Below are 23,866 nucleotides of genomic sequence, written 5' to 3'. Positions count from 1 at the left end.
ACTTGTCGCTGATCGGCTTGCGTTGCCAGCGGGCGTCGCAGTTTATCAGGAACCTGTCGGCGGGCTAGCGTTTGCGTCTTTCTTCGACAGCGCCATCAGGCACCCCACCAGGATCGCGATCGGGATCAGTGCGCCGATCAGCGGGAACAGCAGCACCGGTTCGCGGATCACCATCGGCACGATCTGGGTGGCCGTGGCGAAGGCGATGGTCCACAGGCGCCAGCGGCGGCTGTGGCGGCCGAACCAGAAGCTAGCGAGGACCAGCAGCATGGCGATGACCGAGAGGGCGAAGTCGATGGTCGGCAGTTGCCACACGGTGGCGAAGGCCAGTCGGGTGCCGATGAAGGAGATCAGCACCAGCAGCAGGAAGTAGCTGGTGTAGAACTCGACCTTGTCCCACTTCCCGCGGACGGGTGTCGGTGAATTCATGCGATACGGTCCAGCCCAGCCATGTACGGGCGCAGGGCTTCGGGCACGGTGATCGAGCCGTCGGCGTTCTGGTAGTTCTCCATCACCGCGATCAGGGTGCGGCCGATGGCGAGGCCGGAGCCGTTCAAGGTGTGCACGAGTTCGGGCTTGCCGGTGTCGGCGTTGCGCACGCGGGCCTGCAGGCGGCGGGCCTGGAAGTCCTCGCAGTTGGAGCAGCTGGAGATTTCGCGGTAGGTCTGCTGGCTGGGCAGCCACACTTCGAGGTCGTAGGTCTTGGTCGACTGGAAGCCCATGTCGCCGGTGCACAGCAGCAGCTTGCGATACGGCAGGTTGAGTTTCTGCAGCACCTTCTCGGCGTGGCCGACCATTTCCTCGAGTTGCGCGTAGGAGTCGCTGGCGCGGGCGACCTGCACCATCTCGACTTTCTCGAACTGGTGCTGGCGGATCATGCCGCGGGTATCGCGGCCGTAGCTGCCGGCCTCGGCGCGGAAGCACAGCGAGTGCGCGGTGAAGCGCAGCGGCAGTGCGTCGGCGTCCTGGATGGTGTCGCGCACCAGGTTGGTCAGCGAGACTTCGGCGGTGGGAATCAGGTAGCGCTTCGAATCGCCGACCTGGGTGGAGAACAGGTCCTCCTCGAACTTCGGAAGCTGGGTGGTGCCGAGCATGCTGTCGGCGTTGACCAGCACCGGCACATTGCATTCGAGGTAGCCGTGCTCAGCGGTGTGCAGGTCGAGCATGAACTGGCCGATCGCGCGATGCAGGTGCGCGATCTGGCCGCGCAGCACGGTGAAGCGCGCGCCGGAGAGCTTGGCGCCGGCATCGCCGTCGAGCCAGCCGTGACGCTCGCCCAGCACGACGTGGTCCTTCGCCTCGAACTCGAACGTGTTCGGCGTGCCCCAGCGGCTGACTTCGAGGTTGTCGCTCTCGTCCTTGCCGATCGGCACCGACTCGTGCGGGATGTTCGGGATCAGCAGCGCGATGTCGGAAAGCTTCGCCTGCGCCTCGGCCAGTGCCTGCTCGTTGGCCTTGAGCTTGTCGCCGATGCCGGCGACTTCGGCCATCAGCGCGGCGACGTCCTCGCCTTTCGCCTTGGCCTGCCCGATCGCCTTGGAACGCGTGTTGCGCAGGTTCTGCAACTCCTGCGTCTCCATCGCCAGCTGCTTGCGCGTGCTTTCCAGCGCCTCCATCGCAGAGACGTCGAGCGTGAAGCCGCGGGTTTCCTTGAGGCGTGCGGCGGTTTCGGCGAGGCGCGAACGCAGCAGTGCGGGATCCAGCATGATCGGGTCCAGATGAAGGCTTGAACCATGAATTATCGCTGGCCGGTGGCAAACACCGCAATTAGGAGCGCACCCTGTGCGCGAATGGTCTCGCGGGATACAGCAAGAGCCATTCGCGCACAGGGTGCGCTCCTGCACAAAACGGGGACTGTTCGAGGTGCCTGCTAGCTCGCCAGCTTGCGCTCGCCGCGGCCAAGCCACCAGGCCATGGCGGCGCCGGCGATCAGCCAGCCGATGAGTTGCTCGACAAGCGCAGCCAGGGTGAAGTCGAGCGGGAAGCGGTACCAGTTCCAGTACGGCACCATCGTGCTCAGCCAGGCGAATACGGCAGCCGCGGCGGCGATCGCCAGCCGGCGCCGGAAACCCAAGCCAGCCCAACCCATGACGAAGGCAAGTGCCAGCGCGCCCAGCGTATCGGATGCCCACTGGCGCGGAATCTGTTGCTGCATCTGCATCATGTCATCGCCCTGCGGCAGGTAGACCACCCAGGCGTACGGTGCGCGGTCCGCTTTCAGCGAATACGCGCGGACCTTGTAGGGATCGTTCATGTTCTTCGGGTCGAACGACGGCAGCATGTAGACGCCTGCCTGCTCGCCCAGGCCCTCGTGCAAGGTGGCCAGCACGGCATTTTCGTCGGCAGGCTGATGGATGCCCACATTGCCGAGCCCCAGCGCCATGTGCGCCACCACGCCCCACAGAAACATCAGGATGCCGCCGATCAGACCTGCCACGAGTACGCGCATGACTTACCCTCCCCGGTTGATGGCACGAATCTAAGTCGGACGTCGAAAGCCGTGCAAGGGCGCTCGCAGCAGCCGTGCCGGCTGGCCTACTTGCCGCGAGCCTTCTCGCGGGCCGTGCGCAGGGCCAGCAGCTTCTCGCGCAGCTGCAGCTCCAGCCCGCGTTCGACCGGTTCGTAGAACACGCTGCCGACGAGTTCGTCGGGCAGGCATTGCTGGTCGAGCGCGATGCCGCCTTCGGCGGCGTGGTCGTACTGGTAGCCCTTGCCGTAGCCGAGGCCCTTCATCAACTTGGTCGGCGCGTTGCGCAGGTGCATCGGCACCTCCAGCGTGCCGCCCTCGCGGATCGCGGCGCGGGCCTTGTTGTAGGCCGTGTAGGCGGCGTTGCTCTTGGGCGAGATCGCCAGCCAGATCGCCAGCTGGGCCAGGCCAAGCTCGCCTTCGGGACTGCCGAGGCGTTCGTAGGTATCCCATGCGTCCAGCGCCATGCGCCAGGCGCGCGGCTCGGCCAAGCCGACGTCTTCCACCGCCATGCGCGTCATCCGGCGCGCCAGGTACAACGGATCGACGCCGCCATCGAGCATGCGGCACAGCCAGTACACCGCGGCATCGGGATCGGACGAACGCACGGATTTGTGCAGCGCCGAGATCTGGTCGTAGAACTGCTCGCCCTGCTTGTCGAAACGGCGGGTGCGGTCGGCCAATACCTGCGCCAGGGTGACCTCGTCGATCTTCTTGTTTTCGGCGAGCTCGGCGGCGATTTCCAGCAGGGTCAGTGCGCGGCGCACGTCGCCGTCGGCGGCCTGGGCGATCGATTCGAGCGATTCGTCGCTTACCTGCAACTGCAATTCGCCGAGACCGCGTTCGCTGTCGCCCAGTGCACGCTTGAGCGCGGCCACGATGTCGTCGGTGGAGATCGGCTCCAGCACATGCACGCGGCAGCGCGACAGCAGCGCGGAGTTCAGCTCGAACGACGGGTTCTCGGTGGTGGCGCCGATGAAGATGATCACGCCTTTTTCGATATGCGGCAGGAACGCGTCCTGTTGGGTCTTGTTGAAGCGATGCACCTCGTCGACGAACAACACGGTGCGCCGCCCCTGCGCGAAATTCACTTCGGCCTCGGCCAGCGCCTTGCGCACATCCGGCAGGCCGGACAACACGGCGGAGATCGCGCGGAAATCCGCATCGGCATAACGCGCCACCAGCAGCGCCAGCGTGGTCTTGCCGCAACCGGGCGGCCCCCACAGCACCATCGAATGGATCTTGCCGGCCTCCAGCGCGCGGCGCAGCGCCTTGTCGGTGCCGACCAGCCGCTGCTGGCCGACGATCTCGTCGAGGCTGCGCGGACGCATGCGCTCGGCCAGCGGCTTGAGTGCATCGGGCTCGGCGAACAGGCCGGGGGCGCTGGGTGAAACACGGGATGACATGTCCGGATGATAAAACATCCGACCCGCTGCCCGCTGGAACGATCAGCCTGCACGCAGGTCCCAGCATGCGCTGCTTGACCGAGAAGGACGTATCCGAATTGTCTTCGAACCGCATATTCGGCGGCACAAATCAATAATATAAATGGGCCGCAGTAAATATTTTTATTCGAATTGAATTACCAAGCTTAGATTCAGCTTAGCGCATTAACTTTCGATTATGTCGAAAGATTTTCAAATAATATGTTTGTTACCAAATTGTCATGTTGGATAACTAGCTTGGCGCCCCGCACAGCGCCCCTATCCAACAACAACTTTGGGACAACCCATGACGCGGCTGACCTCGACCACCCTGCTCCGCAAACCCGCCCTGCTCGCTTTCTGCATTGCTGCGGCATTATCCACCTCGGCCTTTGCCACCGATTCCACGGTGGCTGGCACCGCGGTCACTTCGAACAATGCCACCTCGAACGATTCGGCCGCGAATAATCCCTCTGCAAACAGCGATGCGGCCACGGGTAACTCAGTACAGAATCCGCAGAACCTCAGCGCTGTCCAGGTCACCGGGAATGCCCTCACGGTAAGCAATATCGCGCCCATGCAGGGCTCGATGGTGGCGATACAGCCGCAGTCGATCATCGGCGAGCTGTATCTGCGCGAAAACATGTCGCCGACCGCCGACTACACCGACGCCATCTCGATCTCGCCCAGCGTATCCACGGTCGCGCCGAACGGCCCCGGCCTGATGGAAGCGGCGAGCGTCACCATGCGCGGCTTCCAGGACGGCCAGTACAACGTCACGTTCGATGGCATCCCCTGGGGCGACTCGAACGACTTCACCCATCACTCGACCTCGTATTACACCAACCAGGATACCGGCAGCATCGTCGTCGATCGCGGTCCCGGCACCGCCAGCACGCTGGGCAATGCCACCTTCGGCGGCACCATTGCGGTGGATTCACGCACGCCTTCCAACACGTTCAGCCTCGAGCCTTCCCTGAGCTTCGGCAGCTGGGATACCCAGGTGCAGGGCCTGCAGTTGAACACCGGCGCGATCGCCCGGACCGGCGGCACCACCGCCTTCATCAACGTGCAGAACTCGACCTCGGATGGTTATCTGACCGACGCCGGACAGCGCCGGCAGAACGTCTTCGCGAAAGTGGTGCAGCCGATCGGCGACAACACCACGCTCACCTTCGTCGGCATGTACAACCAGATCCACCAGTACGTGTCGCTCGGCGAGACGCGTGCGCAGATCGCGCAATATGGCCCGAACTACGGCCTGAGCAGCAACCCGACCCAGCAGAACTATTACGGCTACAACTTCGACCAGATCAGCACCTACATGGGCTATGTCGGGCTGCATTCGGCCTTCGACGGCTGGACCATCGACAACAAGCTGTACACGCTGGCCTACAACCACTTCGGCTACAACGGCGAGGACCCGAACGGCGAAACGCCGAACGGTACGGTCTACGGCCCCGACAACGTGCCCGGCCAGACCATGCGCAACTGGTACCGCTCCTGGGGCGACATCTTCCGCATCAGCAAGGAGCTCGGACCGGGCGAGTTGCGTGCCGGCTTCTGGTACGACGATCAGGACAACCTGCGCTGGCAGAACGAAGTGGATGACACCCTGAATTTCGCGCCGAACGCGATACCTGCATCGGCAGCCGTCGATCGCAACATGACCGACTCGCTGAAGACCTTCCAGCCGTTTGCCGAATACAACTGGAACATCACCGACGCAGTATCGCTGACCGGTGGCGTGAAATACGCCGACTTCCAGCGCGACATCGATGCCATCGTGAACCAGAAAACCGGCAAGCCGTTGAACTACAGCAAGGACTGGAGCAAGCCGCTGCCGTCGCTCGCCCTGCACTGGCAGTTCAGCCCGAACTGGACGGCGTACGCGCAGTGGGCAAAAGGCTTCCTGGCGCCCAACCTCAACACCTTCTACACCACCAATCCGTCGGCCAGCGGCGACCTCAAGCCGGAACAGACGGTCAACCGCCAGATCGGCACGACCTGGAGCGACGACCGCCTGACGCTTTCGGCCGACGTCTACAGCATCGACTTCAACAACCTGATCAACAGCCGCAAGCTCGGTGGGGTCACGTATTTCTACAATGAGGGCGGCGCCACCTATAAAGGCTTCGAGACCGAAGGCACCTATGTCCTCGGCGCAGGCTTCAGCATCTACGCCAATGGCTCGCTCAATCGCGCCAACGACAAGGCGACCGGCGACTGGGTACCCGGCGCACCGCACAAGACTGCCGCGCTGGGCCTGATCTACCACGATGGTCCGTTCCATGCCTCGCTGATCGACAAGTTCGTCGGCCACAGCTATGGCGATACCGGCAACTCCCAGCCGATCGGCGGCTATGCCATCACCAATTTCGCCGCCAGCTACACGTTTGCGCAGGACATGGGTGACCTGAAGGACATCAAGCTCGGCCTGCAGGTGAACAACATCTTCGACAACAAGAGCATCTACGACCTGGCCGGTTACACGGCGCAGGACAACACGCCGCTGTACTACACGATCCCCGAGCGCAACTATTTCGTCACCCTGTCGGCCAAGTTCCAGTGATGCCTCGCGGTTTCCTTTTGCTTGCCGCGCTGCTGCTGCCCGTCGCTCCGGCACTTGCCGGCGACGGCAGCACGACGACGGATAGCGTCGACCTGACCCGGCTGCTGGCGCCGCCGCCGGCAGCCGGGTCGCCGGCCGCGCTTGCCGATCTCCAGGCTGTCCTCGCTGCGCAGGCAGCGCGGACAGCCGCCGGGGACGAGGCCGCCAAGGCCGATTCGGACCGCTCGGTGTTTCGTTTTGCCGATGTGCTCGGCCCCGATCTGACAGCGGCGACGCTGCCGCGCACGGCGGCGTTTTTCAAACGCGTCGAGCAACTCGACAAGGCCAGCGTCAAGCTGGCCAAGTCCGACTGGAAACATCCGCGTCCGAGTGAGGTTTCGGATCAGGTGCATCCGCTGAGCGTGGAAAAGCCCGGCGACTGGAGCTATCCGAGCGGACATGCCACGTTCGGCTACACCACCGCCGTCCTGCTGGCGAACATGCTGCCGGAGAAACGTGCCGCGATCTTCGACCGCGCTGCGCTCTACGCTCATCATCGCGTGGTGATGGGCGTGCACTTCCCGAGCGATGTGGAAGCGGGCCGGATTGCCGGTACCGTCATCGCCGCGCAACTGCTGCAGGATCCTCTCTGGCATGCCGATTTTGTCGCCGCACGGGATGAACTGAGAAAGTCGCTGGCATTGCAGCCGGCCAACGACCGATAAAGTAAGTACGGTCTGACGGGACGCGGCGGCGCTGCCATGCCGATGCGGTTTCGTGGCTGGGTCCAGGCCGGGGTCGTTACTGAACTGCTGGCTAAAAAATAAGCAGCAATACCGGTATCATGTGCCCGATTGCCGGGGGCTGGACGCAGGTGAAGGTGGGGGACGCATATATCGTTTGCATGGGCGACCATGGCGAGAGGATCCGCCAGCGCACGCGTGCGCCGCAGCCGGCAAGCGGCATGAATCACTCGCGCTGCCGTCGCCTTCACCATCGCTGCCTGGGCCTGCTTGCACTCGTTCTGCTGGTGTTCGGCCTGCCGGTATTCGGCGCTGGTATCGCGCATGCGTCGAGCAGTGACCCGTGGGCACCTTTCGACACACCCTGGTTCGACCGGGTGAGCAGCAACGAGGGCGTGCCGCAGTCGATCATCACCTCGCTGGCGCAGGATCAGCGCGGCTTGGTCTGGGTAGGCACCATGGTCGGCCTGGCACGCTATGACGGCTATCGCGCGCAGGTGTTCGACACGCGTGGCAGTGGTGGCCGCCAGGGATTGCCCGACACCTACGTACGCACCCTGTTTGCGCTGCCCGACGGCGGCTTGCTGATCGGCACCAATGCCGGCGGCCTGGTCCGCTTCGATCCCGCGACCAACCATTTTCGAACCTATTCGATCGGCACGAACGGCACCTCGGACCGCAAGATCTACGAGCTCGCCGACGATCATGCCGGCGGCGTCTGGATCGCCACCGATTCGGGGCTGGACCACCTCGATCCGCGCACGGACACGATCACCCGGCTGAAGACCGGCGACGGCACGGCGCCACGCAATTTCAGCGTCTTGCAGGATCGCGGCGGCAACCTGTGGCTGGGCAACAACAACGGGCTGTTCGTCCGTCGCCCGGGTTCGACGACGTTCGTGCGCCCCGATCATCCCGAAGGCACGATCGCCAGCGTACTCGCCAACCAGATCTGGTCCATCCGCGAAGATAGTGCCGGCCGCTTGTGGGTGGGCAGCGGACAGGCCGGCGCCGTCTATCGGGATGCCCATGGCCAATGGCACCCGGTGCCGGGCTTCAGCGGCTACCAGAACGGCAGCCAGCAATCCACGGTGCGCGACTTGCTCGAGGTCGCCGCGAACACGATGTGGATCGCCACCGACGGCAGCGGCATCCTGGCGTATACCGTGGGCGATGCCGGCGTGACCCGGATCGATCACGATGCCGCGGTGGCTTCCTCGTTGCCGGGCGATTCCGTGCGAGGGCTGCTGCAGGACCGCTCGGGCAACATCTGGGCAGCCACCGATCTCGGTCTGGCGCATACCGACCCCAATGCCCGCACAGCCTTCTCGCTGCTGCCTTCGTCGCTGAAACAGAACGCGCTCAGCGACACCAGCGTTCGCGGCATCTATGTCGATACACGCAGCCGCATCTGGCTGGGACTGGGCTCGGGCCGGATCGACATGATCGACCTCGCCGGCGCTCAGATGAAGCATCTGCACCTGGGCGGCGACCAGATCCACCGCGATGTACAGGCCTTCGTCGAGACGTCGGACGGTTCGATCCTGGTCGGCACGCAGGGCCTGGCACGGATCAATCCTGACACGCTCGCGATCCAGCCCTCGATACTGCCGGCCCTGGAAGGCAAGCCGGTGCTGAGCCTGCAACGGGATGGCCCGCGTGTCCTCATCGGCACCTATGACGGCCTGTATCGCTACGACACCCGCACCGGCGGACTCGATCATGTCGAACACGATCCGAAGGATCCGGGCAGCCTCGCCAGCAACACGGTGCGACAGATCGCCCACATCGGTGACAGTTGGTGGTACGGCACCACCAACGGCATCAGCATCGCCAGCAGCACGCTGGCCAATCGCGGCTTCGACACCCTGCGGCACCGGCAAGAGGACCCTGCCAGCCTGCCGCAGAACTACATCAGCTCGACCACGCTGGACCCGCAGGGACGGCTATGGGTCAGCACGTCCGGCGGACTCGGGCTGATCGATCACTATTCAGCCGGGGGCCCGTACCGCTTCCACAGCATAGGCGTCGAGCAAGGTCTGGCAAGCGACAAGGTCAGTGGTGTGCTGGATGACGATCAGGGCAATCTGTGGGTCAGCACATCGAATGGCATATCCAGGATCGATGACGGGACGCATGCCGTGCACAACCTCGGTCCGCGCGACGGGCTGCACATCGCCAGTTACGTCTACGTGGGCGCAGCGCACGCGCCTGGGGGTGAACTGCTGTTTGGCGGCCTCGGCGGCCTCACCGTGATCCGGCCGCACTGGCAACCTCCGGCAACGACCACTGCAGCACTGGCGATTACCGATGCGGTCGCCAACAGCGACGAGATTCCGTTCGGCAAGCTTCCCGTCGACGGCCAGAGCCTCACGCTGGAATCGCACAGTCGCAACCTGCGCGTGGACTTTGCCCTGCTCGACTACCAGGCATCGGTGGAAACCTCCTACAGCTATCGCTGGGAAGGCATCGACGATGGCTGGACCCGGATTCCCAGGGGGAGCGCGCCCAGTGCCGCCTACACCAACCTTCCCCAAGGCAAATACCACCTGCAGCTGCGGGCGGAAACCCATGGCTTGTATCCGCACACGGTCGAGACCCGTATCGGCGTGGTGGTCAAGCCGCGCTGGTACGAGACCCTGCTCAGCCGGTTGCTGGCCGTCCTGTTGCTGGTCGGGCTGGTGGCCCTGCTGGTCCATCTGCGCACGCTCTATCTCAAGCGGCAGGCCGTGCAGTTGCAGCGGCAGATCGACGAGCGCACACGCGACCTGCTGGCGGCCAATCAGCGGCTCGACGAACTCGCCGGCACCGACGGACTGACCGGCGTCTACAACCGCCGCCGCTTCCTCGAGCTGGTCGGCGGCGAGCACGAACTGGCCAGCAACCGCTCCATCTGCATCGCACTGTTCGACCTGGACCACTTCAAGCGGATCAACGACACGCATGGGCATTTGGCCGGCGACGCGGTGATCCGCTGTGCGATCGAGGTGATCCGGCAGCATTGCCGGCAGGCCGATTTCGTCGGCCGCTACGGCGGCGAGGAATTCATCCTGTGTCTCCCCGACACCACCTTGCCGCAGGCACTGGACATCGCCGAGCGCATCCGCGGTGAGCTGGCCACGGCCGTGGTGACCCACGAGGGCCGATCGATCGGGGTGACCGTCAGCATCGGCGTTGCCGCGCTGCGGCCCGGCGAATCCATCGAGCAATGGTTGTCACGCGCCGACAAGGCCCTGTACGAGGCCAAACACGAAGGCCGCAATCGCAGCGTCATGGCAACCTGAGAGTCTGTTCAATTCGCAGCGGCATTCGCCTTGCTGTTGATCATGTACTGGCTGTAGATGCCATAGGCGACGCCGCACAGGCCGGTCAGCGCGGCGGGAATCAGCAGGGTGCGTTCCTGCAGCAGGCGAAACAGCAACGCACCGGCGACGCTGCCGAGCAGAAAGGTGCCGATCACCAGCACGCAGACACGGACACGCAGCGTATCGACCTCCAAGCCGCGCAGGCGCTGGCCGATGTAGATGCCGAGATCGGTGAACATGCCCGAGACGTGGGTGGTGCGGAACACCATGCCGCTGTAGGTACTGACCATGCCGTTCTGCAGACCGGCCCCCATCGAGGCCAGGTACAGACCGATCGCATTGCCGTCATCGAGCAGCGGCACCGCGGCAAACAGCAGCAGCGATTCCAGCACGAGTGCCGCGCCATAACGGCGCCCGAGCTTCAACGCGCTTTGCTGCACGATCAGCCCGCTGAGGATGGCGCCGATCAGAAACGCACCGATCGACAGCGCCCAGTGGATCGCCTCGCCACCGTCGGCCACGCCCAGCGAGACGCCGAGCAGGCTGGTGGAACCGGTGAGGTTGGTGATCGACTGATGGCGAAAACCCATGTAGCCGGCGGCATTGATGATGCCGGCAATGAAGGCGAGCACGCCGCCACCGATCCATGCCCAGCGCGGCAACTGGCGCAGCACGGGCATCGTCGTGTCAGTCTTTCAGCGGCTGGGTGCTGATCACCGGTGCGTCGCCGATCACGTCGGTGCCCTTCGGCGGCACGAAATTGAAGTCGGACGCCGGAATCGGCGCATTGCGCTGCCAGCCGGAGAAACGGATGTCGGTGGTGGAACCGAGCTGGTCGCGGAATACCATGCGCGCCAGGCCGTTCGCGTCGAAGCCGAGGTCGGCATAGTCGAACTGCGGGTCCTTCGCGGTGGAGCTCAGCCGCAGCCAGAGCAGGCCGTCATGCTCGCCCTGCTCGGCGACCTTGAAGTCCTTGTCCATCTGCTTCAGATCGGTCAGCACGGTGAGCGGGCTGTGCGACTCCTCCGTGCTCTGCACGCGCACGGTGACCTGCTCCAGGTCCGGGTCGTACAGCCACACCCGGCTGCCGTCGGCGACGATGGTCTGCTTTTGCGGCTCCAGGGTATCCCAGCGGAACTGCCGCGGTGCCTCCAGTGCCAGCGTGCCGGAACTGGTCTTGCCGACCTTGCCGTTGATGTCGGTCAGCGACTGGGTGAAATGCCCGGTGAGCGAATGCAGGCCGGTGGCGAAGGCATCCAGCCGGGCACGCGCCGGACCGGTGGCTGCCTGTGCAATATCGACCAGGGACAGGGCAAGCAGCGCAGCGGCACAGAGCAAGATACGTGTACGAGTCATGGGATATTCCAGCAAATGGACTGCGAGTTTGAATGCATCTGGCTTAATCGAAGTCGTCTTGACCTTGCAAACGCTCCTCAAGCGGGAACAACGTCGAAGGCAATGGACAGCCGATGCTCACCGGCCTTCCCTTGGAACGGTACGGTGCCATGCCACATCCATGAAGGGAACAGGGTGAGCAGGCCCGGTTCGGGTTTCACATGATGTTCGGCCGAAAATACGGGTTGGATCGGCAAGCTTGGTTCACCGAACTTCAACCAGCCACTGCGGTCGCCATCCGATGCCGATGCAGGCACGACGATGTGGAAAGCTGAGGAAATCCAGCCCTTGCCGTGAAAATGATTGGCGTGGTGCCCCTGTGCTTGCAGCCGTACCGACCAGATGCCGTTGAAACGATAGCGTCCGGTGTGTCGGCGGGAGAAAGCATCAACGCCCGTCGCCATCACCTCCTTCATGTAGCGACGAATCGGGCCATCTGCCGCCATGCGGAACGCCCGAAACGGATGGTCCGAAGCCACAGCATCGGGGCGCAATTGAACCTGCGTTCCACCACGAGCCGACTGTGCCGGTGGATGTGCCCGCAACTGGTTGTGCCGGGCATGCAAACTGATGGAAAGATCATGAAGATAATCATCCAGATTACCCCATCCAGACGGAACATCGATGCGGTATGAACGCACCAGATGCGGATAGTCGCATAGTGTCGTAAAGCGTTTGTCGCCCAATACGCGCCATGCAGCCGCCCGCAATGCCAGGGCGTGTACATCGCAGGCATCGTAGTCAAGCAGACGGGACGCCAGGTCAGCCGCTTCATCGGCGCGCCCGACAGCGAGCAAGGCGACCCCGCGTAGTCCATGAGCGGGCCGATTGCGAGGATTCAACTGCAAGGCGCGCTCGATGAACCACAATGCACGTACTGGTTCAAGGGCAAGCGCGCATTGCGCCGCCAGCATGTGCAATTCGACATGCTGCACATGCGTTTCAAGAGAGGAAGCCAGCTCGGCGCAGGCCCGTTCGGATGCGCCTGCCTCATGCAGCAGGCGCGCCTTGATCATGCGCAACTCGACATTCGCATCGCCGCCACCCGTCGAATTGATCATGGCAACTGCGGCGTCAAGGTCTCCCGTGCGCATCCAGACCAGCTCGGCGAGGCTGCCGTGTGCGGCAGAATGTCTCGGATCAAGGGCCAATACCTGCCGGAACTGCGCTTCGGCTTCCTCGAACTTGTCCTGATCAAACAAGGCGCGTCCAAGCACATAGCGCGTGCCGGGGCGGTCGAACGATTTGGATATGGCGGTGCGCGCTGCCGCTTCTGCTGCTTCGGGTTGACCGTTTTCGCCGTATGCGATGGCAATGCCCAAGTCGATGCTGCCATCGTGAGGAGCAGATGCCATCACTGACCGATACGCGGATATCGCCTGTTCCGGACGCCCCAAAGACATCAACAGTTTTGCTTGCAACCGTTGGGGTTCTGCGGATTTAAAACGTCTATGAGCAGCGAGAAAGGATTCAAGCAGCACCAATCCCGCTGTGACATGACCGGCATTGACCAGACTCAGAACCTTCGCCTGAGTCACCAACCACTCATGACGGGCGGTATCCTGCTCTTTCGATTGACTATCCATAGCCATTGGGTATTTGTGAATGGGGATTGGGGTGGAGCCGACATGCCGTATACGGTGCAAATTCCTCGTCAGTTCCGCGGCGGTGGCGGCGCCAGCACTTCGCGGTTGCCGTTGTGCTGCGGTGCGCTGACTACGCCGTCCTGCTCCATCTGCTCGACCAGCCGGGCGGCGCGGTTGTAGCCGATGCGCAGGTGTCGCTGGACACCGGAGATCGAGGCGCGCCGGGTCTGGGTGACGATCGCCACGGCCTTGTCGTAAAGCTGGGTGTCGGCGTCACCGCCTTCCTCGCCCTCCTGCGGCAGGCCGGCGTCGTTGATGAACTTGCCGTCGCTGGTGGACTGTACTTCTTCCAGCACACCCTCGATGTACTGCGGCGCACCCTGCGATTTCAGCCAGGCAACCACGTGATGCACCTCGTGATCGTCGACGAAGGCGCCGTGTACGCGTTCGGGCGTGGCGGTACCAGGTGGTAGGTAAAGCATGTCGCCGTGACCAAGCAGTGCCTCGGCACCACTCTGATCGAGGATAGTGCGCGAGTCGATCTTGCTGGAGACCTGGAATGCGATGCGGGTCGGGATGTTGGCCTTGATCAGGCCGGTGATCACGTCCACCGACGGACGCTGCGTTGCGAGAACCAAGTGTACGCCGGCGGCACGCGCCTTCTGCGCGAGACGGGCAATCAGCTCCTCGACCTTCTTGCCGACGATCATCATCATGTCGGCGAACTCGTCGATGATGATCACGATGTACGGCAGCGGTTCCAGCGGTTCGGCGGCGAGATTCGGCATGTCGGGGTTCGGCCGGAACAGCGGATCCAGCAGCGGCTGGCCGGCGTTCTCGGCGTCCTTCACCTTCTTGTTGAAGCCGCCGAGGTTGCGCACGCCGACCGCGGCCATCAGCTTGTAGCGGCGCTCCATCTCGGCGACGCACCAGCGCAAGGCGTTGGCCGCCTCCTTCATGTCGGTGACCACCGGCGCCAGCAGGTGCGGGATGCCCTCGTACACCGAGAGCTCCAGCATCTTCGGGTCGATCATGATCATCCGCACGTCTTTCGCGCTGGCCTTGTACAGCAGCGAAAGTACCATCGCGTTGACCGCCACCGATTTGCCGGAGCCCGTCGTGCCGGCGACCAGCAGATGCGGCATCTTGGCCAGGTCGACCACGACGGGTTTCCCGCCGATGTCCTTGCCCAACGCCAGCGCCAGTGGCGACTTCAGCTGGTCGTACTTGTCCGAACGCAGGATCTCGGAGAGATAGACGATCTGCTTCTTGGTATTCGGTATTTCCAGGCCGATCACGTTCTTGCCGGGGATCACGTCGACCACGCGCACGCTGACCACAGACAAGCCGCGCGCGATGTCCTTGTCCAGGCTCGACACCTGCGAACCGCGCACACCGGCCGCCGGCTCCATCTCGAAGCGGGTGATCACCGGGCCCGGATAGGCGCCGACCACCTTGGCGTCGATCTTGAAGTCCTTCAGCTTGAACTCGACCTGGCGCGAGAGCACTTCGAGGGTTTCCTCGGAATAGCCCGGCCCCTGCTCCGGTGCTTCGTCCAGCAGCGACAGCGGCGGCAGCTCACCCGGCGTGGCGGCGCCGACGAACAGCGGAATCTGGGTTTCGAGCTTGGCTCGCTCGCTTTTAGTCACCGGCGCCGGTGGCGCCTCGATACGTACTGGCTCGCGCTTGGCCTGCTTGACGGCATCGGCCTTCTTGACCACCTCGCGTTCCGTACGCGCCTGCCGTGCAGCCAGCGCCTGCGGTGCCTCGCGCAACTTGCCCCTGAGCCAGTCGACCAGTTTCAGTACGCCCTGCCCGGTCCAGTCCGCCACCTTCAGCCACGACAAGCCTGTCGCCAGCGTCACCGCTGCAAGAAACAGCGCCAGCACCAGCAGCGGTGCGCCCTTGTCGAGGGCCTGCGAAAGCGGGCGTCCGACCCACAGGCCGATGATGCCGCCGGCACCCTGCGGGGGTACCAGGTCATCGCCGAATTCGAGATACAGCAGCGCGGGTCCGGTGACAAAGAAAAACACCGAGCCGATCAGCCGCAACGAGGGTTCCCATGCATGCGCGGTCCGCTCGCCATGCTGACGCAACACCTGCACGCCCAGCAGCATGAGCAGCAGCGGGAAGCAGTACGCCACATAGCCGAAGATCCAGCGCAGCAGATCGGCGATATGAGCACCGAAGCTGCCGCCGAAATTCTGCACCAGGTTGATCTGGTTGGCGTTGGTCCAGCTGGGATCGCGCGCGTCGTAGGTGAGCAGGCAGATCAGCAGGTACAGCGCCAGCGGCAGCAGCAGCAGGGCGCCGGCTTCACGCAGCCGGCGCTTCAGCTCCTCGCTGAGGCCTTCCTTCGGTTGTTGCTTGACGTTCGCGCTTCGCGCCACCTTGGAGGGCTTCCCGTTTTTGGACCGGTTCGTTCCGGACAGGATCAGAGCATACCTTGCAATGCCGGATGTACCAGCTTGCCGCCGTCGACATTGATGCCGCCGGCCAGCGGAGCGAACTCGCGCCATTCGTTGCCTGCAGCCAGACGCTGCACATACGGCAGGATCGCAGCGGAGATCGCAACCGACGAAGTCTGTGGCACCGCGCCTGGCATGTTGGTTACGCAGAAGTGCGTCACGCCGTGCACGTCGTAGGTCGGCTCCTTCCAGGTGGTCGGCTTCGAGGTCTCGAAGCAGCCACCCTGGTCGATCGAGATGTCGACCAGTACCGAACCCGGCTCCATCGTCTTGACCATCGCTTCGGTGACCACACGCGGTGCCTTGGCGCTGGGGATCAGCACGGCACCGACCACGATGTCGGCATCGCGCACTTCCTCGGCGACCGAGGATTCATAGGCATACAGCGCAGTGACGTTCGGGCCCATCGCCATCATCTCGGCGAGGCGGTCCTGACGCTTGTCGAACACCACCACATTGGCACCAGCCGCAGCGGCCAGCGCAGCGGCGTTGCCACCGGCGGCGCCGGCGCCCAGCACCACCACCTTGCCACGCGGGGTCGAGGCCATGCCGCCCAGCAGCTTGCCCTTGCCGCCCTGCGGACGATGCAGCAGGGTCGTGCCTATCTGGGTGGCGATGCGGCCGGCAATCACCGACATCGGCAACAGCAGCGGCAACACGCCGTCTTCCTCGACCGACTCGAACGCGATACCGGTCAGGCCGATGTCGAGCAGGCTCTTGGTCAGCGCCGGCTCGGCGGCCAGGTGCAGGTAGCAGAACAGCAGGTGGTGCTTCTTCAGCAGCGCCAGATCACCGGCAACCGGTTCCTTCACCTTGACGATCAGCTCGCCCGCCTCGTACAGCGCCGCAGCATCCGGCACGATCTTGATACCCTGCTTGACGTAGACCTCGTCGGTGAAGCCGCTCTTCAGGCCGGCACCGGCCTGCAGGAACACCTCGTGGCCACGGCGCACCAGGTCGGCGGCGGCGGCGGGAACGAGGGCAACGCGACCTTCAAGGGTCTTGGTTTCGGAGGGGATACCGATACGCATGGGGGCAGTCCTGTGGGTTCTTGGCAGGGGCGACTTTCGTGCACCGAGCATGGTTAATAAAGCATCAAAGGGCTGGAAAGCTTGAATCGGGGTGCTCCCTTCCCCATCCTTGCGGATTCAAAGCCCCGCCTCGTCTCGCGAAACGGCCACATGAAACCGCGGCAGGGGTTGAAGCGAACAACGATCAAAGCCGCCAGCAAACCCAAGGATTATACCCATGAGCGTCACCCCCAAACACTCTCGCCTGCTGATCCTCGGCTCCGGCCCGGCCGGCTACACCGCCGCGGTGTACGCCGCGCGCGCCAACCTGAAGCCGACCATGATCACCGGCCTGCAGCAGGGCGGCCAGCTGATGACCACCACCGACGTGGACAACTGGCCGGGCGACGTCGAGGGGCTGCAGGGACCGGCGTTGATGCAGCGCATGGCCGAACATGCCGAACGCTTCCATACCGAGATGATCTTCGACCACATCCATACGGCGGATCTGAAGCAGCGCCCGTTCCGGCTCAAGGGCGATTCCGGCGAATACACCTGCGATGCGCTGATCATCACCACCGGCGCCACCGCCAAGTACCTCGGCATCGCCAGCGAGGAGAAGTACAAGGGCAAGGGCGTCTCTGCCTGCGCCACCTGCGACGGCTTCTTTTTCCGCGACCAGGACGTGGTGGTGATCGGCGGCGGCAACACCGCGGTCGAGGAAGCGCTGTACCTGGCCAATATCGGCCGCAAGGTCTACCTGGTGCATCGCCGCGACAAGCTGCGCGCCGAGAAGATCATGCAGGACAAACTGTTCGAGAAGGCCGCCGCCGGCAAGATCGAGCTGGTCTGGAACCACAGCATCGACGAGGTGCTCGGCGACGACACCGGCGTCACCGGCGTGCGCGTGAAGGACGTCAACTCCGGCGTCACCCGCGACATCGCCGCGACCGGCTTCTTCGTGGCGATCGGCCACACGCCGAACACCGGCATCTTCGAAAGCCAGCTCGACATGCACGACGGTTACATCAAGATCCACAGCGGCCAGCACGGCATGGCCACGATGACGTCGATCCCGGGCGTGTTCGCCGCCGGCGATGTGGCCGACCATGTGTATCGCCAGGCCGTGACGTCGGCCGGCTTCGGCTGCATGGCTGCACTGGATGCCGAGCGCTGGCTGGATCAGCAGACACCGGCCGGCTGATTGTAGGAGCGCACCCTGTGCGCGATCGCTCTTCGTTACATGACGGAAAGCATCGCGCACAGGGTGCGCTCCTACGCCCAGGGCGCCCCCATCATGCATGACATCCGCTTCCATGCCGCGATCGCCGAACTGCCTGCCGCGGAGTGGGACGCACTGCGCGCCGACCCGAACCCGTTCGTGTCACACGCGTTCCTCGCTGCGCTGGAACAAGGCGGCTGCATTCTTCCCGACTGGGGCTGGCAGGCCCATCACCTGGGCCTGTATGAAGATGGCCGACTGCTCGCTGCCGCGCCGCTCTACCTGAAAGGCAACTCGCACGGCGAATTCGTGTTCGATTTCGGCTGGGCCAGCGCCTGGGAACGCGCCGGCGGCGAGTACTACCCGAAGCTGCTCAACGCCGTGCCCTACTCGCCGGTGCCCGGCCCGCGCCTGCTTGCCGGCAGAGATGCACGGACACCCTTCCTGCAACACACGCTGGTCGAGGCGATGCGCGCTGAAGCCGAGCGGCTGGGACTGTCCTCGGTCCATGCCAACTTCCTGCAGGAAACCGAGCTGACGGCATTCGGCAACGATTGGCTGTGCCGCTCGGACGTGCAGTTCCACTGGCACAACCGCGGCTACCGGCACTTTCCCGACTTCCTTGCCGCGCTCAACCACAAGAAGCGCAAGAACATCCTGCGCGAGCGCAGCCAGGTCGAGGCCAGCGGCGTGGCGATCGAATGGCGCAGTGGCGAGACGCTGAGTCGTGACGAATGGCGCCAGGTGCATGCGCTGTACGAAGCCACGTTCGACATGAAGGGGAACCATGCCGCGCTGACCGCAGCGTTCTTCCAGCGGCTCGGCGAGCTGGGCCCGATCGCGCAGCTGGCATTGGCCCGGCACGGGGAACACATCATCGCGATGGCGCTGTTCGTGCAGAGCGACAGCGCGCTGTATGGCCGCTACTGGGGTGCTTCGATAGACGTGCCGGGACTGCATTTCGAGCTGTGTTATTACCAGGGCATCGAGTACGCCATTGCGCACGGGTTGACCCGCTTCGAGCCCGGTGCACAGGGCGAACACAAGCTGGCGCGCGGCTTTGTGCCGGTACGCACGCATTCGCGGCACTATCTGGTCAACAAGGATTTTCGCGCTGTCGTGGCGATGGCGCTTGCACGCGAAGCACCCGCGGTCGACGCTTATGCCGCCGAGCTGCAGCACCATAACCCGTACGCCAACCGCCCAGAACGATGATCCATCTGCCGTTACTCGATGCCGATGCGCCGGATCGCTTTCCCGATCCGTGCGATGCGTTGACCGAGCCCAACGGATTGCTGGCGTTTGGCGGTGCCCTGTCCGTGGAATGTCTGCTGGCGGCCTACTCGCGCGGCATCTTCCCCTGGTTCGGCGAAGGCGAGCCGATCCTGTGGTGGTCGCCGGATCCGCGTTGTGTGTTTCATACCGATGCGTTGAAGGTCAACCGCAGTCTGCGACGGCAACTTGTCGGCAAGCACTGGCGACTTACCATCGACCACGCCTTCGACCAGGTGATTCGCGCCTGTGCCGCACCACGCACCAGCGAGTCAGGCACGTGGCTGGTGCCAGCGATGATCGACGCCTATGTGCAACTGCACCGGCAGGGACATGCGCACAGCGTCGAAGCATGGGACGGCTCGCGACTGATCGGCGGCATCTATGGCCTCGCGATCGGCCGGTTGTTCTGCGGCGAATCGATGTTCAGTGCCGAAAGCGGTGGCTCGAAGACCGCCCTGGTTGCGCTGGCCCGGCTGCTGCACGAACTGGAATTCCCGTTGATCGATGCCCAGGTGAGCAATCCGCATACGCGATCGCTAGGTGCGATCGAGGTACAGCGCGCGTGGTACCTGCGGGAAGTCGATCGCCTCGTGCGACTACCGGGAGTCGTTGGCAGCTGGGCCGATCTGACCACACAGCTATGGCAGCCGTGTGCGGACCATCGAACCGACTGATCTGCCGCCGCGGGTTCAGCCGCTGGTCGCGTCGCCAAGCCTCGTGATTTCCGCGCGATGCTCAAGAAACAATGCCACCAGGTTCGGATCAAGCTGGCTGCCGGCCGCGTGGCGCAGATAGTCCAGCACCTCGGCCTCCGGCCACGCCGGCTTGTAGACGCGCGCCGTGATCAGCGCATCCCACACATCGACCACGCTGAATATCCGCGCCGCCAGCGGAATCGCCTCGCCGTGCAAACCTTGTGGATAACCGCTGCCGTCCCAGCGCTCGTGATGACTGTATGGAATGTCGGCGGCCCCATGCAGGAAATCCACCCGCTGCAGCAAGTCGTGGCCGATCTGCGGATGCTGGCGCATCAGTGCCATCTCATCCTCATTCAGCCTGCCCGGCTTGACCAGTACCGCGTCCGGCAGCGCCAGTTTGCCGATGTCGTGCAGCAGCGCGCCAAACTCGAGATTGCGCAGTGCATCGCCATGCACACCCGCAAGTCGGGCCAGGCCAGCGGCCATGCGCATCACCCGATCAGAGTGGTCGCCGGTTTCCTTGTGGCGGATGTCCATCGCCGACACCAGCACACGTAGCGACTGCTGATGGCCATCCCGCAAGGTCTGGTTGACGGCTTTCAACCGGCCCAGGTCACGCCCGATCATCCAGTACAGCACGATCCCGGTGAGCAGCACGAACAGGCCACCCTTGATGCTTTGCAGGAAGGTGAGTTCGGCCTGTCCATGCACCATGGCATTCAGTGCGCGATCCGAAAACCAGATCCACAGCACCGAAAGCAGCACATAGAAAAAGGCAATGCGAAATTGGGGACTGATCTTCACGGCAAGGCTCCGGCGAGGGGTCTCGCACGCGGCATTCACGCCACGCTTCGTCGTGGACAGGCGAAAGTGTGAAGCACCGACCACCGATACAGTGTGACAGAAGCCTCAGCCAGCCTGCACCGTGTACTTGCGCGCGACGTAATCGTCGAGGATGCCGACGAATCCGCTGGCGATGTTGTAGCCGCGCAAGATCATCGCCTTCTCGCCGTCAATCAACACCAGCACGACCGGCGCCTCTTGAGCTTGTCCAGCCCTGGCGAACCATCCGGCTCATCTTCCGAAACACTCGTGTCAGCAGCCGCATGACTTGATCGAGCAGCGCACGTGAAGTAAGGCGGCGGCATTGAAGGCAGACGAGGTCACGATGTTCCGTAGTGAGCGACTTCTTGAACTCGCTGTTTCCGCGCAAAAAATCGTAGCGATTCACGCCACGACCAGCCAGCTGCTCCATCAGAAGAAGGTTGGCCAGCGTGCCCGGACTGCGTATGTTGGTTCCCTCAATCGACCCAACACCCAACTGGTATAGATCAAATTTGGCGCACGTCACAAAGCCATACAGCACGACGCAAGCTTTCCCTTGATGAGACAGCCGCGCCAGAATCAGGCGCCCGCCCTTCGTCCACGCCTGCAGCAAGCCTCGATGGAACTGGGTGAACCTTGGGGCGGAAAAGCATCCCGGCTTGCCCTCTGCCGTCCAGCGCGCCTGATGCAACCGGATCAAGTCGTCGAAATACGCTTCACTGTCCGCCTCGGTGGCCAGTTCAAACAGCACCCCGGATTTTTCGGCCTTGCGAATTTCCTGGCGCGCTCGCATGCGCGTCTTGGAAGACAATTGCGTCAGATATCTGTCGAAGCCGCCATCGAGGTTCGCGATAGGGCAACCACCACGCGTGGCAACTCGTGCGCGCCTATGGCGAGGAAAGAATTCCAGCCTGCGCAGCAAGGGCGAACTCTGTGGCAGGTCGAGAAATTCCAGCGTATCCCACTCGATGGCATCAATCGCAAGCCATGTTGCTTCTGCACAAGCCGTGTCTTCCCCCGGCAGATGCAGCAGGTCGAGGTAGTCCGGGCAGATTTCCTCAAATTCTTCTTCACCTGTCGACACGAATCGCAGACAGCGGGCAGCCACCCTGCCCGCGTCGGCGCCAGCGATATAAAGCGGCAGTGCACCGGACAATACGGAGCCACGCCAGAGCGTGATGATGCGCAGGCCACCGGCACCATAGACGGACGCATACACCTGCCACCAGCGCCGCAACCAGACAAAGTCCAACGGTGTCGAAGCCGTGGGACTGGCAGCATAGAGCCGATCCCACTCTTCACGAATAGCATCCCAGGCAGCCACGTCCTGAATGACACGCACGACCAATGGCTCAACCAACGGCGCGTTATCGATGGCGCACTCGCAGTCCAGCGTATCGTGCACTTCGCAAACCGATCGCCGGCAAACGAATGCCGGGTTGCCCTCTACCGTTTGATTTTCCACATCAATGACACCGGACATCCGCTGGTAGCCGCCGGTCATGAGTGAGAGATCCCAGGATGGATTTGCGCTTTTATCATCCGGTATTGCCCCCTGAGCCAGGCGCGAACCTTGTGCGGTAGAAAGCAGGCAAGATAGAACAGCCACGCACGTGGCTGAAAAAATCGGTGCCGCATGCTGAAAATCAGATTCTTTCGCGCATTCGCGTCGTCGTCCATGTCGACCTGCAGCTCGCCGATCCAGAGATAGGCGTCGGCCAACATCACATCGATCATGCTTTGCGGCAAGTTGATTTCTGCACGCGCATTGTCGATAAACGGCTTGACCGTGTTGAGGAAATTGGTCGCCGTGTGGATGTGGTACTCAGCGCGCGTAAGCCGGTCCGGCATGCCCCGCTGATACTGGATTGCCGCCAGGTCGATGAAGCCGACCGGGCCTGCCCGGCAAGTCCTCAGGTGAAAATCGTAATCCTCGCCCGAATAACGCAACGCTTCGTTGAAACCCTTGACCTGATCCAGGCATTCCCGGCGAAGCAGCACGGTCGATGTGTGCACCAGATTGCCCATGATCATCTGGGAAAAGATATAACCCTTATGGAGCTTGGCGCCTTGTACAACCGCCTGCAACGACGGGGCTATCCCTTCAAGCGGGTACGCCTCCGGGAACAAAGTGCCTTCGGGGAAAAACTGGTAGGCGCTGTACATGGTGCGGATATATGCCTTGTCGAATATCCGGCCCGAAGGATCCATGCCCTCCATGTCCGTCCATACCATCACGATCTCGGGAAATGCCTGCATGCACAAAACCTGCAGTTCGATTTTCCACGGCCGCCAAACATCGTCGGAATCCAGCAGTGCAACGAAGGCACCGGTCGCCGCAGCGATTCCCGTATTTCGAGCCTTGGCAACCCCGCCGTTGACTTGGTGGATATATCTGATGCGACTGTCGTTGCGATAGCGAGATTCGATCATCGCCCTCGTGTCGTCCGTGGAGCCATCATCGACAACCAGCACTTCAATCTCGGCGTAAGTCTGTGCCAGCGCGCTATCCAGCGTCCGTGCGAGACAATAGGCCCGATTAAAGGTGGGTACGATAACGCTCACGAGCGGCATAAAGCCTGGCCTTGCAAAGGTTTACCCATACAGACAGGTACGGCGCTCCAAGCCAAGATGATGGCCGAAGCGGCCACCGTAGCCCGGAAAACCAGCACCAGACGCAAACACCCCCAAGCAAGAACAAGGCAGCACGAAATTCATCCAGCCGCACTATTCGTCTTTGCAGCAGGGCGAATTGTCCCCCTCAGCCGATTGCCCCCAACGGTCGGACTCTAGCGCGGTTCAATGCCAGCTTCCAGCAACAGACGACGTAGACCGTTCCGACACTGGCGTGCAACAAGCCGGGCGTACCGCACTTCCTGCCACCGGTCACCCTCGCC

At 63.2% G+C, this 23,866-nt stretch carries 18 protein-coding genes; 6 read left to right on the top strand and 12 right to left on the bottom strand.

Annotation, left to right across the window (positions count from 1 at the left end; genetic code table 11):
• Positions 1–45: 45 nt before the first annotated feature.
• From B0E50_RS11865 to B0E50_RS11850, 4 genes are all read right to left on the bottom strand, one after another.
• Entirely contained in the window at positions 46–429 is a 384-nt protein-coding gene (locus B0E50_RS11865) for an LrgA (RefSeq protein WP_077441428.1), read from the bottom strand.
• Positions 426–1,706 carry a serine--tRNA ligase gene (gene serS, locus B0E50_RS11860; protein ID WP_077441427.1) on the bottom strand — a complete coding sequence of 427 codons (1,281 nt, stop codon included), beginning with the start codon at positions 1,704–1,706 and terminating at the stop codon, positions 426–428. The genes B0E50_RS11865 and serS overlap by 4 nt, the downstream gene beginning before the upstream one ends.
• A gap of 164 nt (positions 1,707–1,870) precedes the next feature.
• Positions 1,871–2,449 carry a hypothetical protein gene (locus B0E50_RS11855; protein WP_077441426.1) on the bottom strand — a complete coding sequence of 193 codons (579 nt, stop codon included), beginning with the start codon at positions 2,447–2,449 and terminating at the stop codon, positions 1,871–1,873.
• An 86-nt stretch (positions 2,450–2,535) separates the two neighbouring features.
• Entirely contained in the window at positions 2,536–3,873 is a 1,338-nt protein-coding gene (locus tag B0E50_RS11850) for a replication-associated recombination protein A (protein WP_077441966.1), read from the bottom strand.
• A 325-nt stretch (positions 3,874–4,198) separates the two neighbouring features.
• Between B0E50_RS11850 and B0E50_RS11845 the strand changes: the two genes are divergently transcribed.
• The 3 genes from B0E50_RS11845 (at position 4,199) to B0E50_RS11835 (ending at position 10,469) form a co-directional block, all read left to right on the top strand.
• Entirely contained in the window at positions 4,199–6,463 is a 2,265-nt protein-coding gene (locus tag B0E50_RS11845; RefSeq protein WP_077441425.1) for a TonB-dependent receptor, read from the top strand.
• Positions 6,463–7,167, top strand: a complete 705-nt coding sequence (locus B0E50_RS11840; RefSeq protein WP_077441424.1) for a phosphatase PAP2 family protein — start codon at positions 6,463–6,465, stop codon at positions 7,165–7,167. The genes B0E50_RS11845 and B0E50_RS11840 overlap by 1 nt, the downstream gene beginning before the upstream one ends.
• A 239-nt stretch (positions 7,168–7,406) precedes the next feature.
• A complete protein-coding gene (locus B0E50_RS11835) occupies positions 7,407–10,469 on the top strand; it encodes a ligand-binding sensor domain-containing diguanylate cyclase (protein WP_077441965.1) in 3,063 nt (1,020 codons plus the stop codon).
• Between the two features lie 8 nt (positions 10,470–10,477).
• Here the strand turns inward: B0E50_RS11835 and B0E50_RS11830 are convergent, their stop codons facing one another.
• The 5 genes from B0E50_RS11830 to ald form a co-directional block, all read right to left on the bottom strand.
• Positions 10,478–11,170 carry a YoaK family protein gene (locus tag B0E50_RS11830; protein ID WP_077441423.1) on the bottom strand — a complete coding sequence of 231 codons (693 nt, stop codon included), beginning with the start codon at positions 11,168–11,170 and terminating at the stop codon, positions 10,478–10,480.
• A 7-nt stretch (positions 11,171–11,177) separates the two neighbouring features.
• Entirely contained in the window at positions 11,178–11,846 is a 669-nt protein-coding gene (lolA, locus tag B0E50_RS11825; protein ID WP_077441422.1) for an outer membrane lipoprotein chaperone LolA, read from the bottom strand.
• 77 nt (positions 11,847–11,923) lie between these two features.
• Complete coding sequence (locus tag B0E50_RS11820) at positions 11,924–13,477, bottom strand: putative 2OG-Fe(II) oxygenase (protein WP_077441421.1); 1,554 nt, start codon at positions 13,475–13,477, stop codon at positions 11,924–11,926.
• Between the two features lie 62 nt (positions 13,478–13,539).
• Positions 13,540–15,861 carry a DNA translocase FtsK gene (locus B0E50_RS11815; protein ID WP_077441420.1) on the bottom strand — a complete coding sequence of 774 codons (2,322 nt, stop codon included), beginning with the start codon at positions 15,859–15,861 and terminating at the stop codon, positions 13,540–13,542.
• Positions 15,862–15,905: 44 nt separating this feature from the next.
• Positions 15,906–16,970, bottom strand: coding sequence for an alanine dehydrogenase (gene ald, locus B0E50_RS11810; RefSeq protein ID WP_077441419.1), 1,065 nt, complete (start codon positions 16,968–16,970; stop codon positions 15,906–15,908).
• A 217-nt stretch (positions 16,971–17,187) separates the two neighbouring features.
• On the opposite strand from ald, the gene trxB reads away from it, so the two are divergent.
• The 3 genes from trxB to aat all read left to right on the top strand — a co-directional run bounded on the left by trxB (position 17,188) and on the right by aat (position 20,120).
• The gene (trxB, locus tag B0E50_RS11805) at positions 17,188–18,153 is read left to right on the top strand and encodes a thioredoxin-disulfide reductase (protein ID WP_077441418.1); all 966 of its coding nucleotides are present in this window, start codon (positions 17,188–17,190) and stop codon (positions 18,151–18,153) included.
• Positions 18,154–18,246: 93 nt separating this feature from the next.
• The gene (locus tag B0E50_RS11800) at positions 18,247–19,386 is read left to right on the top strand and encodes a GNAT family N-acetyltransferase (RefSeq protein WP_077441964.1); all 1,140 of its coding nucleotides are present in this window, start codon (positions 18,247–18,249) and stop codon (positions 19,384–19,386) included.
• On the top strand, positions 19,383–20,120 hold the full coding sequence (aat, locus tag B0E50_RS11795) for a leucyl/phenylalanyl-tRNA--protein transferase (protein ID WP_077441417.1): 738 nt from the start codon (positions 19,383–19,385) through the stop codon (positions 20,118–20,120). The genes B0E50_RS11800 and aat overlap by 4 nt, the downstream gene beginning before the upstream one ends.
• A gap of 15 nt (positions 20,121–20,135) precedes the next feature.
• Here aat and B0E50_RS11790 read toward each other — a convergent pair whose 3' ends face one another.
• The 3 genes from B0E50_RS11790 to B0E50_RS11780 all read right to left on the bottom strand — a co-directional run bounded on the left by B0E50_RS11790 (position 20,136) and on the right by B0E50_RS11780 (position 23,534).
• Positions 20,136–20,948, bottom strand: a complete 813-nt coding sequence (locus tag B0E50_RS11790) for an HD domain-containing phosphohydrolase (protein WP_168170867.1) — start codon at positions 20,946–20,948, stop codon at positions 20,136–20,138.
• A 208-nt stretch (positions 20,949–21,156) separates the two neighbouring features.
• Entirely contained in the window at positions 21,157–22,473 is a 1,317-nt protein-coding gene (locus B0E50_RS11785) for a GNAT family N-acetyltransferase (RefSeq protein ID WP_077441416.1), read from the bottom strand.
• Positions 22,470–23,534 carry a glycosyltransferase gene (locus B0E50_RS11780; protein ID WP_168170866.1) on the bottom strand — a complete coding sequence of 355 codons (1,065 nt, stop codon included), beginning with the start codon at positions 23,532–23,534 and terminating at the stop codon, positions 22,470–22,472. Before B0E50_RS11780 ends, B0E50_RS11785 begins: the two co-directional genes overlap by 4 nt.
• Positions 23,535–23,866: the final 332 nt, after the last annotated feature.

This window comes from Rhodanobacter sp. C01, from assembly GCF_002001045.1.
GTDB lineage: Bacteria > Pseudomonadota > Gammaproteobacteria > Xanthomonadales > Rhodanobacteraceae > Rhodanobacter.
This window is presented reverse-complemented; position numbering and strand designations above follow the sequence as displayed.

Excerpts from the sequence above, each read along its gene's own strand:
- serS (WP_077441427.1), bottom strand. The coding sequence starts at position 1,706 with ATGCTGGATCCCGCACTGCTGCGTTCGCGCCTCGCCGAAACCGCCGCA.
- B0E50_RS11865 (WP_077441428.1), bottom strand. The coding sequence starts at position 429 with ATGAATTCACCGACACCCGTCCGCGGGAAGTGGGACAAGGTCGAGTTC.
- lolA (WP_077441422.1), bottom strand. The coding sequence starts at position 11,846 with ATGACTCGTACACGTATCTTGCTCTGTGCCGCTGCGCTGCTTGCCCTG.
- B0E50_RS11820 (WP_077441421.1), bottom strand. The coding sequence starts at position 13,477 with ATGGCTATGGATAGTCAATCGAAAGAGCAGGATACCGCCCGTCATGAG.
- B0E50_RS11840 (WP_077441424.1), top strand. The coding sequence starts at position 6,463 with ATGCCTCGCGGTTTCCTTTTGCTTGCCGCGCTGCTGCTGCCCGTCGCT.
- trxB (WP_077441418.1), top strand. The coding sequence starts at position 17,188 with ATGAGCGTCACCCCCAAACACTCTCGCCTGCTGATCCTCGGCTCCGGC.
- B0E50_RS11830 (WP_077441423.1), bottom strand. The coding sequence starts at position 11,170 with ATGCCCGTGCTGCGCCAGTTGCCGCGCTGGGCATGGATCGGTGGCGGC.
- B0E50_RS11855 (WP_077441426.1), bottom strand. The coding sequence starts at position 2,449 with ATGCGCGTACTCGTGGCAGGTCTGATCGGCGGCATCCTGATGTTTCTG.
- B0E50_RS11835 (WP_077441965.1), top strand. The coding sequence starts at position 7,407 with ATGAATCACTCGCGCTGCCGTCGCCTTCACCATCGCTGCCTGGGCCTG.
- ald (WP_077441419.1), bottom strand. The coding sequence starts at position 16,970 with ATGCGTATCGGTATCCCCTCCGAAACCAAGACCCTTGAAGGTCGCGTT.
- B0E50_RS11845 (WP_077441425.1), top strand. The coding sequence starts at position 4,199 with ATGACGCGGCTGACCTCGACCACCCTGCTCCGCAAACCCGCCCTGCTC.
- B0E50_RS11850 (WP_077441966.1), bottom strand. The coding sequence starts at position 3,873 with ATGTCATCCCGTGTTTCACCCAGCGCCCCCGGCCTGTTCGCCGAGCCC.
- aat (WP_077441417.1), top strand. The coding sequence starts at position 19,383 with ATGATCCATCTGCCGTTACTCGATGCCGATGCGCCGGATCGCTTTCCC.
- B0E50_RS11785 (WP_077441416.1), bottom strand. The coding sequence starts at position 22,473 with ATGACCGGCGGCTACCAGCGGATGTCCGGTGTCATTGATGTGGAAAAT.
- B0E50_RS11800 (WP_077441964.1), top strand. The coding sequence starts at position 18,247 with ATGCATGACATCCGCTTCCATGCCGCGATCGCCGAACTGCCTGCCGCG.